The 15,844-nt window shown below is 59.2% G+C and carries 15 protein-coding genes; 13 read left to right on the top strand and 2 right to left on the bottom strand.

What is annotated here, in order from left to right:
* The first annotated feature begins 14 nt into the window (after window positions 1–14).
* The 5 genes from HGP16_RS28455 to HGP16_RS28435 are packed head-to-tail and all read left to right on the top strand — an operon-like array spanning window position 15 to window position 5,116.
* A complete protein-coding gene (locus tag HGP16_RS28455) occupies window positions 15–1,601 on the top strand; it encodes an ABC transporter substrate-binding protein (RefSeq protein WP_168843318.1) in 1,587 nt (528 codons plus the stop codon).
* A gap of 27 nt (window positions 1,602–1,628) precedes the next feature.
* Window positions 1,629–2,657, top strand: a complete 1,029-nt coding sequence (locus HGP16_RS28450) for an ABC transporter permease (protein ID WP_168843317.1) — start codon at window positions 1,629–1,631, stop codon at window positions 2,655–2,657.
* Entirely contained in the window at window positions 2,654–3,556 is a 903-nt protein-coding gene (locus HGP16_RS28445) for an ABC transporter permease (protein ID WP_168843316.1), read from the top strand. The genes HGP16_RS28450 and HGP16_RS28445 overlap by 4 nt, the downstream gene beginning before the upstream one ends.
* Window positions 3,543–4,379 (top strand): ABC transporter ATP-binding protein, encoded by an 837-nt coding sequence (locus HGP16_RS28440; protein ID WP_168843315.1) that lies wholly within the window; start codon window positions 3,543–3,545, stop codon window positions 4,377–4,379. The genes HGP16_RS28445 and HGP16_RS28440 overlap by 14 nt, the downstream gene beginning before the upstream one ends.
* A complete protein-coding gene (locus HGP16_RS28435; RefSeq protein WP_168843391.1) occupies window positions 4,379–5,116 on the top strand; it encodes an ABC transporter ATP-binding protein in 738 nt (245 codons plus the stop codon). Before HGP16_RS28440 ends, HGP16_RS28435 begins: the two co-directional genes overlap by 1 nt.
* Before the next feature lie 67 nt (window positions 5,117–5,183).
* Here HGP16_RS28435 and HGP16_RS28430 read toward each other — a convergent pair whose 3' ends face one another.
* Complete coding sequence (locus HGP16_RS28430) at window positions 5,184–5,579, bottom strand: hypothetical protein (protein ID WP_168843314.1); 396 nt, start codon at window positions 5,577–5,579, stop codon at window positions 5,184–5,186.
* A gap of 47 nt (window positions 5,580–5,626) precedes the next feature.
* Window positions 5,627–6,211: an NADPH-dependent FMN reductase gene (locus HGP16_RS28425; RefSeq protein ID WP_168843313.1), complete on the bottom strand. Its 585-nt coding sequence runs from the start codon at window positions 6,209–6,211 to the stop codon at window positions 5,627–5,629.
* Between the two features lie 401 nt (window positions 6,212–6,612).
* Between HGP16_RS28425 and HGP16_RS28420 the strand changes: the two genes are divergently transcribed.
* The 8 genes from HGP16_RS28420 (at window position 6,613) to dhaL (HGP16_RS28385) (ending at window position 15,677) form a co-directional block, all read left to right on the top strand.
* Window positions 6,613–8,091, top strand: coding sequence for a sugar ABC transporter ATP-binding protein (locus tag HGP16_RS28420; RefSeq protein ID WP_168843312.1), 1,479 nt, complete (start codon window positions 6,613–6,615; stop codon window positions 8,089–8,091).
* A 54-nt stretch (window positions 8,092–8,145) separates the two neighbouring features.
* Window positions 8,146–9,150, top strand: a complete 1,005-nt coding sequence (locus HGP16_RS28415) for an ABC transporter permease (RefSeq protein WP_168843311.1) — start codon at window positions 8,146–8,148, stop codon at window positions 9,148–9,150.
* A gap of 84 nt (window positions 9,151–9,234) precedes the next feature.
* Window positions 9,235–10,224 carry a substrate-binding domain-containing protein gene (locus tag HGP16_RS28410; protein WP_168843310.1) on the top strand — a complete coding sequence of 330 codons (990 nt, stop codon included), beginning with the start codon at window positions 9,235–9,237 and terminating at the stop codon, window positions 10,222–10,224.
* Between the two features lie 60 nt (window positions 10,225–10,284).
* The gene (locus tag HGP16_RS28405; protein WP_168843390.1) at window positions 10,285–11,058 is read left to right on the top strand and encodes an SDR family oxidoreductase; all 774 of its coding nucleotides are present in this window, start codon (window positions 10,285–10,287) and stop codon (window positions 11,056–11,058) included.
* 33 nt (window positions 11,059–11,091) lie between these two features.
* A complete protein-coding gene (locus HGP16_RS28400; RefSeq protein WP_168843309.1) occupies window positions 11,092–12,084 on the top strand; it encodes a dihydroxyacetone kinase subunit DhaK in 993 nt (330 codons plus the stop codon).
* Between the two features lie 13 nt (window positions 12,085–12,097).
* On the top strand, window positions 12,098–12,739 hold the full coding sequence (dhaL, locus tag HGP16_RS28395) for a dihydroxyacetone kinase subunit DhaL (RefSeq protein WP_168843308.1): 642 nt from the start codon (window positions 12,098–12,100) through the stop codon (window positions 12,737–12,739).
* Between the two features lie 132 nt (window positions 12,740–12,871).
* The gene (locus tag HGP16_RS28390) at window positions 12,872–14,968 is read left to right on the top strand and encodes a bifunctional sugar-binding transcriptional regulator/dihydroxyacetone kinase subunit DhaK (protein ID WP_168843307.1); all 2,097 of its coding nucleotides are present in this window, start codon (window positions 12,872–12,874) and stop codon (window positions 14,966–14,968) included.
* Between the two features lie 52 nt (window positions 14,969–15,020).
* A complete protein-coding gene (gene dhaL / locus HGP16_RS28385) occupies window positions 15,021–15,677 on the top strand; it encodes a dihydroxyacetone kinase subunit DhaL (RefSeq protein ID WP_168843306.1) in 657 nt (218 codons plus the stop codon).
* Window positions 15,678–15,844 lie beyond the last annotated feature (167 nt).

Genomic DNA, 15,844 nt, shown 5'->3' with positions numbered 1-15,844 from the left:
AAGGAGGAGCCATAATGAAGCACTTTTCGAGATCCGCATTCGTCGGTATTGCGATAGGTGCGTTGACACTCGCCGCTCCCCAGCTTTATGCGGCCACTCCGAAGGATCAGCTGGTAATCGGCACATCGCTTGCGCAGGTGCTGTCGCTCGACCCGCAACAGGCGACGGAGCCGAAGGCGCTCGAAATCCTTGCCAATCTTTACGACCGGCTCGTTGCCACCACGGCGGACGGCAAAATCGTTCCGCAACTCGCCGAAAGCTGGACGGACGATGGAAAGACGCTGACACTGAAATTGCGGGATGCCAAATTCGCCTCCGGCAACCCGGTCACGGCCGATGACGTCATCTTCTCGCTGACGCGACTGCTGAAGCTCAATCAGTCGGGAGCCTCCTATTTCAAGCGGCTTGGTTATAATGGCGATAACATTGCCGCGCATATGCATGCGATCGACGCCAAAACGCTGCAGATCGATTTGACTGACCAGACGACGGCGGAGGGCCTGCTCTATCGTCTCGCAGTCGGCGTTTCGAGCGTCGTCGACAGCGTCGAAGTGCAAAAGCACATATCGGACAACGATTACGGCAATGCCTGGCTGAGAACCCACTCGGCCGGCTCCGGACCATTCACGCTTAACAAATGGACTCCGAACGAGATCGTCCTCCTGGATGCCAACAAGAACTATGTGGGCGGCCAGCCGAAGATGCGCCGCGTGATCATTCGTCACGTGCCGGAAAGCCAGGTCGAGCGATTGATGCTGCAGCGTGGCGATATCGATATCGGCAATGCATTGACCAAGTCTGATCTTGAGACTTTCGAGGGCAAAAGCGATTTTGTCATCCAGCGCGTACCGACAGGCGGCTTCTACGTGCTGGCTATGAATGCGGGCAACAAATATCTCGCCAACCCGAAAGTCCGCGAAGCGATTGCTTATGGCATCGATTACAAGGGAATTGAAAAGACCATAATGGGTCCGTACGGGCGGGCGCGCAACGTCCCCGTTCCGGAGAATTTCGCTAATGCGATACCGAATCCGGATTGGCATCTGGACATTTCGAAAGCCAAGCAATTGCTGGAAGAGGCAGGGTTCAAGGACGGGTTCTCGCTGACGCTGAAGACGATTGCGCAGACGCCGCGCATCGATCTTGCCACCGCCATCCAGGCATCGCTCGGCCAGATCGGCATCAAGGTCGATATCCAGCAGGGTAACGGCTCCGAAATTATCGCGGCGCACCGCGCACGCAACTTCGATCTCCTCATTCCGCAGACCAGCGCCCTGATGCCGAACGTGCTCGGTTCGATGGATGACTTCGCCAACAATCCCGACAATCGCCTGGAAGCCAATAATGCCGGCAACTTCGCCTGGCGCTCAGCCTGGGATATTCCGGAATTGAACGCATTTTATGGAAAGACGGCCGTGGAAGTCGATGCCCAGAAGCGCAGCGAGCGTTACGTGCAGATGCAGAAAATGTTCGTCGATCTGAAGCCGGCGCTTTTACCCCTTTTCGAACGGTTCGAACCGATCGTGCTGTCCGGCAAAGTCAAGGGTTACGTCGGGCATCCCAACCAGATGACGCGGCTTGAGATTGTGACCAAGGACTGAGCCGACTAATTATCGAAGGCAGCGACCATGAAGGAACTATCCGCCGCTGAGTTCGGACGCCGTATCGCGCATTTGATCATCAGCCTGTTCATCCTCCTTTGCGTCACTTTCGTCATCGGTCGCGTCTTGCCGGCCGATCCGGTCGGCGCCATCGTCGGTGAATTGGCCGATCCAGCCGCCTACGCGGCGATGCGCCAGCGGCTCGGCCTGGATTTGCCGATCTACCAGCAGTTTTTCATTTATTTGAGGGGCCTGGCTCATGGCGATTTCGGAACGGCGATCCTGACGGGCAATCCGGTCTCCTCGGACTTGGCCCAGGCATTTCCGGCGACGTTCGAACTTGCGACCTTCGCCGTCATCATCTCGACCTTCGTCGGTGTGCCGCTCGGTCTCGTCGCAGCTCTGTTCCGCGACAGTCTGATCGATAAAATCGCGCGCATCATTGCCCTTGTCGGCCATTCCATTCCCGTTTTCTGGTTCGGCATCGTTGGACTTGTCGTCTTCTATGCGGGCCTGAACTGGGTTGGCGGACCGGGGCGGGTCGACGTCTATTACGAGGGTATCGTCACCTCAAGGACAGGGCTGCTCCTGATAGACAGCCTGCTGCAGGGCGAAACAGAGATCTTCTGGAACGCCTTGGCGCATATCATCCTGCCGGCCAGCATTCTGGCCTATGCGGCGGTCGCCTATATCACGCGCATGACACGCAGCTTTACGCTGGAGCAGCTGAGCCAGGACTATGTGATCGCCGCGCGCGCCAAGGGAGCAAGCCCGATCCGGACCGTCATCGGCCATGTGCTTCCCAATATAGCCGTCCAGCTCATTACCATCCTCGCCATCTCCTATGGCGGTCTTCTGGAGGGCGCCGTGGTCACCGAGATCGTCTTTTCCTGGCCCGGCATCGGACAATACATGACCAACGCCCTGATGATCGGTGACATGAACGCCATCCTGGCCGCAACCATCATCGTCGGGTTTTCCTTCATGCTCCTGAATTTCCTCGCCGATATCGCCTATGCCGTGTTCGACCCGCGCACCAGGGAGGCAAGCCGATGACCGACGCCGTCCAAACGGAAGCGGATGTTCGCCCGCCGGGCATCCTCACCCGCATGGGTGCATCGCTGAGGCGCGCAGGCAGCAAGCTCGGCCACGAGCCCCTTGGGCTGGCTGGCTTCGTCGTTCTCGCCATCTTCTGCCTGATCGCCATCTTTGCGCCGGTGCTTGCACCATATGATCCGAACCTGCAGCAGCTTTCCGAGGCGCTGAAGCCGCCTAGCCTCGCGCATCTGGCCGGAACGGATGAATTCGGTCGCGATATTCTCAGCCGATTGATCTTCGGCACCCGCATCACCATCCAAACGGTGATGTCGATTTCCGTTATCGTCGGACCGATCGGCCTTCTGATCGGTGTCATTTCCGGCTTCTTCGGCGGGCGCATCGACGCTTTCCTGATGCGCGCAACGGATATCGTGCTCTCCTTTCCTTCGCTTATCCTCGCTCTTGCCTTCGCCGCCGCACTCGGAGCCGGGCTTAACACCGCCATCATCGCGATTTCGTTGACCGCATGGCCACCGATCGCGCGGCTGGCGCGCGCGGAAGCGCTCGTGGTCCGAAATGCCGACTATGTCGCCGCCGCGCAGCTCTATGGCGCGTCCAAGCTGCGCATCCTGTTCTTCTATATCGCGCCGATGTGCGTTCCCTCGGTGATCGTGCGTTTGACGCTCAACATGGCCGGCATCATCCTGACAGCCGCATCGCTCGGGTTTCTCGGGCTGGGGGCGCAACCGCCTGCGCCGGAATGGGGCGCGATGATTTCCAGCGGCCGCAAATACATGCTCGATTTCTGGTGGGTCGCTGTCATGCCCGGCATTGCCATCCTTCTGGCAAGCCTAGCCTTCAATATCGCAGGCGATGCTCTGCGTGATATTCTGGATCCCCGCCATGCAAGATCGTGATCACAACACCATTCTCTCCATCAAGGGACTGAATGTCCGCTTCGGCCGCAACTCCGTTTCGGCCGTCTCGGATGTCAGCTTCGATGTCGGCCGCGAACGCGTCGGAATTGTCGGCGAATCCGGTTCCGGAAAGTCGACGACCGGCCGTGCCGTCATGCGCCTTTTGCCGCCGAGCGCAGCCGTGACGGCCGAGCGCCTGGATCTGAATGGCACGCCGCTCCTTGATAGAACGGAGCGGCAGATGGGCGCGCTGCGCGGCAAGGATATGGCGCTGATCATGCAGGATCCGCGCTACTCGCTCAATCCGGTTCTGCCTGTCGGCAAGCAGATCGCAGAGTCCGCCGGCCTTCATCTCGGCGCGACGGGCAGCGCTGCCCGGGATGCGGCGCGTGCCATGCTTGAACGGGTTCGAATAGCCGATCCCGAGCGCGTCATGGCTCTCTATCCGCATCAGATTTCCGGAGGCATGGGGCAGCGCGTCATGATTGCCATGATGCTGCTGGCAAAGCCAAAGCTCGTCATTGCCGACGAGCCGACATCGGCGCTCGATGTCAGCGTGCGCAAGGACGTCCTCACCCTGCTCGATGAACTCGTGCGCGAGAACAGTTCCGGTCTTCTGCTCATCAGCCACGACATTCGCATGGTCGCGGCCTTCTGCGAGCGCATTATCGTCATGTATGGCGGCCGCATTGTCGAAACCCTGACCCGGCTGGAAGATGCGCAACACCCCTATACGCGGGGGCTCATGGCTGCCCTGCCCGATCCGCGTCACCCGGTACGCCGCCTGGCCGTACTCGACAGGACAAAACTGGAGCGCGTATGATGATCAAGGTGCAGGATCTCGATGTCGTTTTCACGTCCGGCAAGGTCCAAAACCACGTCGTGCGTGGCGTCAGCTTTGAGGTCAGCCGCGGCGAGACACTCGGAATTGTCGGCGAATCCGGATGCGGCAAATCGACGGTGTTGCGCAGCCTCGCCGGAATGGAAAAAGGATGGACCGGCACGATCGAAATTGCCGGCAAGGCAGTCGGAAAGGTCAGGACGCGAGACGAACTGCGCCATGCGCAGATAGTATTTCAGGACCCCTACGGATCGCTCCACCCCAAGCACCGGATCGGCACAGCGCTCGCCGAGCCGCTGCGGGCCATGGGGCATGACGACGTCTGGGCCAAGGTGGAAAAGGCCCTGCGGCAGGTTGGCTTGCCCACGAGTTTCGCCAATCGCTATCCTCATGAGCTTTCCGGCGGTCAGCGCCAGCGCGTGGCGATTGCCCGGGCTCTGATCCTGTCACCGCCGATCCTGTTGCTGGACGAACCGACATCGGCGCTCGACGTGTCGATCCAGGCCGAAATCCTCAATCTGCTCGCCGATCAACGCGAGGAGCGATCACTGACCTACATCCTCGTCAGCCATGATCTCGCGGTCATCGGCCACATGTGCGACCGGGTTCTGATCATGAAGGGCGGCCGGTTCGTGGACGAACTCACCAAGGCAGACATACAAGCCAGCGTAACCCACGACGCTTACACGCGCGAACTGTTTGAAGCGAGTTTCCTTTGACGCACGCGTATCGCGGGCGTCCGTCGAAATTCCGGAAAAAGCAAGCTTAGACAACAGCTGTCGAATGTTACGAATTGCGCAGCTTTTTTTGCTGATTTAGAGCCATGAGGATATTGGACACCGTCATCGCAACACTGCCAATCAAAAATTGACGTAATGTTGCAAGGGTTGTGAGCTGCAGATATGGCTGCGCAAAACCTATAAACAAAACTATGAACGCAGCATATACCATCCCCTGCAACACAGCATATTCAAGGATTCGTCCTATCGAACGGTCTCTTAGATTGCCTGGAGCGAAATAAACCGTCAGGCCTTTCACTGCGAGCAGGAGCAGAGGAAACAGCAACCAGATTTTAAACAGAGCCGTCAGCGGAATGCTATCATCCAGCAGATATAATCCTATCGGGATAGCGAACGCAGGAACAAGATGAAGAAGGTAGTTTTTGAGCACCTCATTGTTCATGTTCGTCTCCAAATTGTGATCGGTAAACAGCAGTAAATTCCCGTGCCTCAGATTTCCCAATCGGAAGTATAACCCCTGCCTCGAAGGCGCGATGCAAGTTCCAGCTTGACCTCGATCGTCTTTTGCAGCCTTGCTGCAAGTGCATCGGACGGGTTGGCACCATCGATCCAGTCTCTCTCCGTCGCATAAACGACGTAGGGATTGATCACGCATTTGAAATCGAGCATCAGCGACATCGCCAGGTTTCCGTAAGCCATATAGCTATGAGGAAGCCCCCCGGAGCAGACGAAAGTGACGATCTGGTCGAACCAGGCAGATTTTCGACCACCCGCACCTGTTGCGCCGGTAAGTTCGATCAGGCTCTTGGCAACGCTGCCCACTGACCAATTGTAAATGGGCACGGCAAGCAGCACGCCGTCCGCATCGCGGATTGCGTGATAGAGCCTGTCATACAATGGATGGTCATAGCAGTTCGAGTTATCGAATACGGGCAATTCATGGTTCCGAAGGTCGATAAAATCAACCCCACACCGCCTCTCCCGCAACAGCTTCTCGGCTTCACGAGCGAGCCGGCGACTCCGGCTTTCCGGATCCATGCTGCATGACAGGATGGTGATTTTCGATGGCTGCATCTCTGTCTTACTCCGTCCCAACGATATCAGCCGGAACTGCGCTGCACCTTAAAATTAAGCAGATTCTCCGCGCCTACAACCAACTTTTTGCACAATCGCTGTGTTCTACGCAGGCTACTTGCGCCGCTACTCCCACCGCAACGGCACCTTCTAGGCTACTCATTGCGGTAATTATAGTGCGACGAAATATCATTATCTACAGATGCTTATAACGATTACCTATAGTCGCATCCAAGAGAAGATGCGCCATCGGTATCCATGCACGATACCTTCCTATAGGAATTCTCCATCGTCGTATTGACATTTGTCGAAAGCACTTCGAATATTGTCAACATTGGTGCTAGGCAACAATCGACGGTCTCGTCAGAGCTTGCTCCGGCATCGGGAGTGCGGAGGGGAAAGTGGAATTCCTGCTTGAAGTAGAGGGGCTGAAGAAGTCCTTTGGCGGCGTCGCTGCATTGCGCGACGGACGCTTTCAGCTGCGGCCCGGTTCCGTCCACGCCTTGTGCGGAGGCAACGGCGCCGGCAAGTCGACCTTCATCAAGATCCTGATGGGTATTCACAAGCGCGATGCTGGCTCGATCCGCCGCCGCGGCAAGGACGTGGATTATGCAAGCCCCGCCGAAGCGCTTGCTGCCGGTATTGCCATCATCGAACAGGAACTCAGCCCCATCCCGCACATGACCGTTGCGGAGAACATCTATCTCGGCCGTGAGCCATCGGCCCGCTTCGGCGGCATCGATTTCAAGACGATGAACCGCAATGCGCAGGCGCTGCTCGACCGGTTGCAGTTCAAGATCCGCGCCACGCAATTCATGATGAACCTTTCGGTCGCCCAGGTTCAGCTGGTCGAGATCGCCAAGGCGCTGAGCCATGACGCCGAGGTGATCTTCATGGACGAGCCCACCTCGGCAATCGGCGAGAAGGAAGCACAGCAGCTGTTTGCGACCATCGAGCGGCTGAAGGCCGGGGGCAAGGGCGTCGTCTACGTCTCGCACCGCCTGTCCGAAATCTTCCAGATCGCCGATTCCTACACGGCCTTCCGCGATGGATCCTATGTCGGCAGCGGTGTACTCGCCGAGATCGATCGGCCCGGCCTCATCCGTATGATCGTCGGCCGCGAGCTTGGCGAGGAATATATCAAGACCAATGTGCCGACGGCGACGCCCGGGCTGGAAGTCACCGGTCTTAGCGCAGAGGGCAAGGTCAACGATATCTCGTTTACCGCCCATAAGGGCGAGATCTTCGGCATCTATGGCCTGATGGGATCGGGCCGGACCGAGATCTTCAACTGCATCTTCGGCGTCGATGCCGTCAGCAGCGGCAAGATCATGCTCGCCGGCGAACCCATCGTCGTGCGCAAGCCGGCAGAAGCCATGCAGCACGGCATTGCCTTCGTGACCGAAGATCGCAAGCTCACGGGTCTCAACCTGATCGATAGCGTGCGCAACAACATCTGCCTCGCGAGCCTTCCAGAAATGAGCCCGCGTTTCTCGATGGATCGCCGGGCCGAGGCCACAGCTAGCCAGGATATAATCAAGCGTTTCGGCATCAAGGCGGCGCGCGACAGCATGCCCGTCTCCGGCCTTTCCGGCGGCAATCAGCAGAAGGTCGTTCTCGGCAAATGGTTTCTGCGCAAGCCGAAAGTACTGCTGCTGGACGAGCCGACGCGCGGCGTCGATGTCGGTGCCAAGCGCGAAATCTATCGCATCATTTGCGACTTCGCCGCCCAAGGCGGCACCGTGATCATGATCTCATCCGAAATAGACGAGGTTCTCGGCATGTCCGACCGCATCCTGGTGATGCGCCAGGGACGCTCCGCCGGGATTCTCAAGAGGGAGGAGGCCGACGCGCAATCGCTCGTGCATCTGTCGACCTGAATGCGACGGAGCACGAGGCCAAAAAGAAGCGCCCGGCAACAAGAGGTATTTGCAATGTCCGCCACTGACAACAATCCGTCCAATTCCTGGTTCGGTTCGGACCGGCGCAGATTGATCATTCAGGAATACGGGATCTTTCTCGCCTTCTTGCTTCTGGCCGTCGTCCTCTCATTCTCGAATGAGTATTTCCTGACGGCCGGCAACATCTCGAATGTGTTGCTGCAGACTTCGATCAACGGCGTGCTGGCGATCGGCATGACATTTGTCATCCTGACACGCGGCATCGACCTCTCCGTCGGCTCCGTGGTTGCGCTCACCGGGATCGTCAGCGCAAGCTTCGCAACGACGTCAGCGACAGCCGGCATCGTCGGCGCCCCCTATCCACCCTATATCGCGCTCGCCGTCGGTCTGCTCGTCGGTGTCGCCTGCGGCGCCGTGGTCGGCCTCATCGTGTCCCGTTTCGCTGTCCCCGCCTTCGTCGCAACACTCGGCATGCTCTCGGCAGCACGCGGCCTGACGTTGATTTATGGCGGCGGTAAGCCGGTTCCGGCGCTCATTCCGGATTTCCGCTGGATCGGCACCGGCAGTGTCTTGTCCATTCCGATGCCGGTCATCCTGCTCGCCATCGTCTTCATCGTCGCCTGGTGGGTTCTGAACCGCACCCGCTTCGGCCGCTATATCTACGCCGTCGGCGGTAACCCTCATGCTGCCATCACGTCAGGCATCAATGTCAGCAAGCTGCGCTTTCTCGCTTATGTGATTTCCGGCGGCCTTTCCGGGCTGGCAGGCATGATCCTCGCGGCTCGCACCGGCTCCGCTTTACCGCAAGCCGGCATCGCCTACGAACTCGACGCCATCGCGGCTGTCGTCATCGGCGGCACCAGCCTTTCCGGCGGCGTCGGCCGCATCACCGGCACGCTGATCGGCGCATTGATCATCGGCGTCATGAACAACGGCCTCGATCTGATGGGGATCCAATCCTACTACCAGCAGGTCCTCAAGGGCGCGCTCATCGTCGGCGCCGTCATGCTCGACCAAAAGAGAAACCTGGGCAGCTAAGCCCGAAGAAATTCCAGTGTTCGCACTCGGAAACCAAACGGCGCGTCACAACGGCCGCCGGACTTTCAATGGAGGAGACTTATAATGAAAAAATTACTGATTGCCCTTGCTGCCGCGACCGCACTTCTGGCTTCGCCGTCTCTCGCGCAGGATAAGAAACTGAAGATTGGTGCTGCTCCCTATGGCCTCAACGCCGAGTTCATGCAGATCTGGTCGGCAGCGCTGAAGGAGCATCCCGCCGTCAAGAACGGTGACGTCGACCTGACCATCTTCGACGGCCGCTATGACGCACTTGTCCAGCAGGAGCAGGTCAACACGATGATCACGCAGAAGTTCGACGCCATCATCTTCGTGCCAATCGATATCGAAGCGGCAGCGACCGCCGTTCAGGCAGCCCATGATGCCGGTATCCCGGTCGTCGGCTCCAACACCCGCGTCAACTCCGATCTCCTGACCTCCTATGTCGGCTCCGACGACACGATCTCCGGTTACATGGAAGCCAAGACCGTTCTCGACAAGATTGGCTGCAAGGGCAATGTCGTCATCCTCGAAGGCCCGATCGGCCAGTCCGCGCAGATCTCGCGCCTCGAAGGCAACAAGAAGGCGCTTGCGGAGTGCCCGAATGTGAAGGTGCTGGAAGACCAGACGGCCAATTGGTCGCGCGCTGAGGCACAGACGCTGATGGAAAACTGGCTGACCTCGCACCCGGGCCAGATCAACGGCGTCATCGGCCAGAATGACGAGATGGCGCTCGGCGCGATCGAGGCGATCAAGGCTGCCAAGCTCAACGTCAAGGATTTCGCTATTGCAGGTATCGACGGCATTACCGATGCGCTCCACGCGGTCAAGCAGGGTACGATGACTTCGATCCTGCAGGATGCCAGTGCGCAGGCCCAGGGCGCCCTCGATCTTGCGATCTTCGCCACCAAGAAGGGCAACTACAAGCCGGAATCGAAGATCTGGTCGCAGTATCCCGACATGCCGTTCAACGACGGCAAGGAGAAGAACTACAATGTCCCATGGACGCCGGTAACGGCCGACAATGTCGACAAGCTGCTCGAAACCCGCAAGTAAAACAATGCGGCGGGGCGAACTGCCGCCCCGCCGTACCCCGAAGACAGAGGCTTGAAAAAGATGACCGAGACATCACCAGACATTGATTTGAATTTCCCGCTGTCAGGCAAAACAGCGCTTGTTACGGGCGGTGGCTCCGGCATCGGCGCTGCCATCGCGGCAGCTTTCGCATCCAAGGGCGCGAAGGTGGCTGTTCTCGATATCAATGTCGATATGGCAAAGGCCAAGGCATCCGAAATCGGCGGCGGCGCAGAAGCATTCGTCTGCGACGTGTCCGATCCGGCCTCCGTCACCAAGGCCGTCAGCGATGTCGTCTCACATTTCGGCGGAATCGATATCTCCGTCAACAGCGCCGGCGTCGTCTTCCTCGCACCGGCCGAGGATCTGCCGCTCGACTACTGGGACAAGACGATCAACATCAATCTCAAGGGCACGTTCCTGGTCACGCAGGCGGTCGGTCGCGCCATGATCACGGCCGGCAAAGGCGGCAAGATCGTCAATCTCGCCTCGCAGGCAGGTACCGTCGCCATCGAAGAGCATGTCGCCTATTGCGCCTCCAAGTTCGGCGTGATCGGCATGTCCAAGACCTTTGCCGCCGAATGGGGCAAGCATGGCATCAACGTCAACACCATCTCACCGACGATCGTGCTGACCGAGCTCGGCAAGAAGGCCTGGGCTGGCGAAAAGGGTGAGGCCGCCAAGAAGCGCATCCCCACCGGCCGCTTTGCCTTCCCGCAGGAGATCGCAGCCGCGGCTGTTTTCCTCTCCTCGTCCGGCGCGGACATGATCAATGGCGCCGATCTTCTGATCGACGGCGGCTACACCATTCTTTGAGCCCAGATGCTCGACAATTCGACAGGAGAGACCATGCAGCGGTTCATCAACAATCCCGATGAAGTCGTTGAAGATACTGTAAAAGGCTTCATCAAGGCACACTCGGACATCGTACGCCTGGCAGAAAATCCGCGCGTCGTGGTGGCCAAGGATGCGCCGCATGCCGGAAAGGTCGGCGTGATCACTGGCGGCGGTTCGGGCCATGAGCCGGCCTTCATTGGCTACGCCGGCAAGAACATGTTGGATGCGGTCGCCGTCGGCGAGCTCTTTTCGTCACCGACGGCCAAGAGCTTCCATGATGCCATCCGCGAGGCCAATGGCGGTCGCGGCGTCATCTGCCTTTACGGCAACTATGCCGGCGACAATATGAATGTGAAGATGGCAATGAAGCTTGCTGCAAAGGATGGCATTGAAGTCGCGACCGTCGTTGCGAACGACGATGTCTGCTCCGCACCGCCCGAAGAGCGCGAGAAGCGCCGCGGCGTGGCCGGCGAAATCTTCATGTGGAAGGTCGGCGGCGCCAAGGCGTCCAAGGGCGCAAGCCTCGATGAAGTCCGCGTTGCCGCACAGAAGGCGATCGACCGTTGCCGCTCCGTCGGTATCGGCCTTGGCCCCTGCACCCTGCCCGCCGTCGGTCATCCGAATTTCCGGATCGAACCCGGTACGATGGAAGTCGGCATCGGCCATCACGGTGAGCCTGGCGTTCGGGTGGAACCACTAAAGACGGCGGCGGAGATTGCCGAAGACATGTGCCAGATCGTGCTCGACGATCATAATCTGGCAGCCGGAACGCAAGTGGCCGTCCTGGTATCGGGCCTAGGTGCCACTCCGGTCAACGAGCTTTACATCCTGAATGATACGATCGAGGCGAAGATCTCCGAGCGGGGCCTGAAGATCTACAAGACCTATATCGGCAATTACTTCACGTCGCTAGAAATGGTCGGCGCGACGCTGACCGTCATGGCGCTCGACGAAGAGCTCAAGGAGCTTTTGGACGTCGAGGTCAAGTGCACGACGCTGCTCTGAGGGGGATGTACACATGCAGACATTCAACAATGCAACATCAGGCGACATCGTTCTGGTGATGGCCGAGCGCATCGTCGAAAACCGGGCCTATCTAAGCGAGATCGATGGCAAGATCGGCGACGGCGATCACGGCGTCAACATGGCCAAGGGCTTCGGCATGGCATCGGAGCGCCTGAAGGGCAAGAACCAGTCGCTATCGACGTCGCTCGACACGCTGGGCACGGTGCTGATGACCGAGATCGGCGGCTCCATGGGTCCGCTTTACGGCGTCATGTTCACCGAGATTGCCGAAAAGCTCGAAGGCATCGAGGCGGTCGACAGTGCGGCCTATAGCAAGGCGCTGCATGCTGGGCTCGAAGGCATCCAATCGATCGGTTCCGCCAAGGTCGGCGACAAGACGCTGCTCGATACGCTGGTTCCGGCAATCGAAGCGTTCGATGCAACGAATGCAGCCGGCAAATCTTTTGCGGAAGCGCTCGATGCATTAGTCGCTGCCGCCGAGGCCGGCCGAGACGCCACGCTCAATCTCGTTGCCAAGATCGGCCGCGCCAGCCGGCTGGGCGAACGTTCGCTTGGCGTGCTGGATGCCGGTGCTACGTCCTGTGCGATCATCCTGAAGGAGCTTTCCCTCGGCGCGCGCGCGCGGCTGACATAAAGGGCTCTCCCAAGGCTCACACGATCCCGTGCTCCACCACGGGATCGCGGGCCGCCCCTCGCTCGAAGAAGCATTTGCAAACATACGCCATTGCTTCCATGCTCGGGCAGGAAAAGGGAATTGTGAATCGTCATGACAGGCAAGGCATCTTCGGTCGGTAAAAATAGTGCAAGCAAGGCGGGTGCGCCGGACGCAACCGATAGTATGCCGCTACGCTATGGCGACGATCCCTATGTCTGGGCCTGCTGGCTTTACTATGAAGATGGCAAGACGCAAGGCGATATCGCCGAGATCATGGGTATCTCGCGGGCGACCGTGAACAGCTATCTGGCCGATGCTCGCAGCCGCGGTATCGTCAATATCTCGCTCGAGCCATCGCGGCTAAGCTCTCTCTCCATCGCCCAGGAACTGAAGCGACATTTCGGCCTGCATGACTGTCTTGTCGTCCCGAGCGACGACGGCTCGCGGCCGCTGATCGACCGCCTCGGCACCGCGGGCGCTCAGGCAATCGCCCGGCTCTTAAAATCCGGCGACACGCTTGCCGTCGCTTGGGGCCGCACGGTCCTCGCCGTTGCCGAGCAGGCCAATGTACCGAACCTACAGGACGTCACCATCGTTCAGGCAACCGGCGGCACGCGCGCGCGCTTTGCCTATACGCCGGAGCTTTGCGCCGCAGCTTTTGCCAATGCGACTGATGGCAAGCTCATCAATATCACAGCGCCCGCCATCGTCTCGGCTCCCGAGGTTCGGGACATATTACTGCGGGAGCCGCTGGTTGAGGATCAGTTTGCGATGCTGTCCAAGGCCAACAAGGCCATCTTCGGCATCGCGTCGCTGCGGCCGAACTCGACGATCCATAGCAGCGGCTTCTTCGAGTCGGTTTCGTTGCAGGATTATCTGGCAAAGAATGCCGTCGGCGTTCTCGCCGGTCGCTTCATCGATGCGAAAGGTCAGCCGATTGCAGGCCCGCTTGACGATCGCACCGTCGGCATATCCCTCAACATGCTGAAGTCCATCGGGCTGCGGATCGCCGTTGCCGGCGGCTTCGACAAAGTGCCGGCGATCCTCGCTGCCTTGCGCGGCGGTTATATCAACGTGCTCATTACCGATGCTGCCACGGGGCGCGGCATTCTGAATGCGGACGGCGTCACCGAATTCGATCCGAAATCCCAGCAACGTCCAAGGATCGATAACAGCCTCTCATTGCCCAGCAGCTACCGGACGCATATCAAGAAATTCCTCAACAATCCCGATGATGTTGTCGACGAGATGCTCGAGGGCCTCGTCAAGGCGCATGCCACGCATATTGCACCGATCAAGGGATCGAACCGGGCGCTGATGGCGCGAAACGGTCCGAGGGTCGGTAAGGTCGGCCTGGTGATCGGCGGCGGCACTGGGCATGAGCCTTGTTTTCTCGGCTATGTCGGCAAGGGTCTTGCCGATGCCGTCGCCATTGGCAACATCTTTTCCTCGCCACCACCGACGCCGATCCTCGAATGCGCCAAAGCGTCCTCAGGCGGCGAAGGCGTGCTCTTCGTCTACGGCAATTATGCCGGTGACGTCATGAACTTCGAAATGGCTGCGGAAATGGCGCAGGAACAGCAGATCGACGTCCGCACCGTGCTGACAACAGACGATATCTCCTCGTCGCCGATCGAGGATCGCGAAGGACGGCGCGGCGTTGCCGGTAACTTCTTCATCTTCAAGATCGCAGGCGCCGCCTGCGACAAAGGCCTCTCACTCGACACCTGCGAGGCGATTACTCGCAAGGCCAATGACCGGACCTTCACCATGGGGGTCGCACTGGAGCCCTGCTCGCTGCCGCAGACGCGACGCCACAATTTCGAGATCGGCCCCGACGATATCGAGTTCGGCATGGGCATTCACGGCGAACGCGGCGTCACCCGCGAAAAGATGATGACCGCCGACGAGATCACCGACCGGGTGATGGACCGGATCTTTTCCGAAATGAAGCCCCTTGCGGGTGATCGTGTTGCCGTCCTGATCAACTCCTTCGGCGCGACGCCATTGATGGAGCTCTACATCCTGTTCCGGCGCGTCGAGCAAAGGCTGAGCGCCAAGGACATCAAGATCGAGGCGAATTGGGTGGGGCATTATTGCACATCGCTCGACATGGTCGGCGCATCCATATCCATCCTGCATCTCGACCAGAAACTGACTGAGATGCTGCACCATCCATGCGACACCTTCGCTTTGAAGGTCGGATGAACATAAGAATGTGCCCAGTAGCTCTGAAACTGCTGGGATCGGGAGGAAGACGATGTCGGAAAAAGCCGCGCGATGCCTGGGCACCATGTTCCAGCGCATATCGATCGCGATCAATGCCGAGAAGGACCGGCTTTCAGAGCTGGACGGGGCGATCGGTGATGCCGATCACGGCATCACCATGTCCCTCGGCTTCATGGCGGTGAATGCAGAACTCTCAAAGCTCGATCTCGCGCAGGCCCTGCCCTCGGAAATCTTCTCCATCGCAGCCTCCGCCTTTCTGGATGCCGTCGGCGCATCGACGGGTCCGCTCTATGCCACAGCTTTTCGCCGTGCGTCGCAGGCATTGAAAACGGACGAGTCCCTTTCGCCTGCCTGTCAGGCGATGATCGTCGAAGAGATGCGCGCCGGTATCCAGCAACGCGGTAAAGGCCAGCGCGGCGACAAGACCATGCTCGACGCCTGGATCCCCGCCGCAGAAGCCGCCATCGATGTGAAGGCAGGTTCACGCGATGTTGCCGTCATGTGGAACAATATCGTCGAAGCTGCTGAAACCGGGGCGGACTCCACAAGCTCCATGATCGCCGCCCGCGGCCGCGCTGCGCGGCTGGGCGAGCGGTCTCTGGGACATATCGACCCCGGGGCGGCTTCGGCGGTGATTATTTTGCGGGCGATGCGGGATACGTTCGTGGAGGGTAAGGCGAGTGGTTGAGGGCAACCGACGCACGTCGAGCGTAACTCTCGAATTGCGCTAGAGCCTGCTGCTTTCATACGGAAGCATATCCTGAGTTTGTGAGGTAGTTTGCGCATTCGGCTGGCGAGAAGCAGTCGAGCATTTCACCAGCCTTGCGCCATGTCGCTTCGACTGTGCGAGGCTGT

The organism is Rhizobium sp. P40RR-XXII, from assembly GCF_012641405.1.
In the GTDB taxonomy this organism is placed as follows: Bacteria; Pseudomonadota; Alphaproteobacteria; order Rhizobiales; family Rhizobiaceae; genus Rhizobium.
Note: the sequence above shows the minus strand (reverse complement) of the source record. Positions and strands in the feature narration are given on the sequence as shown.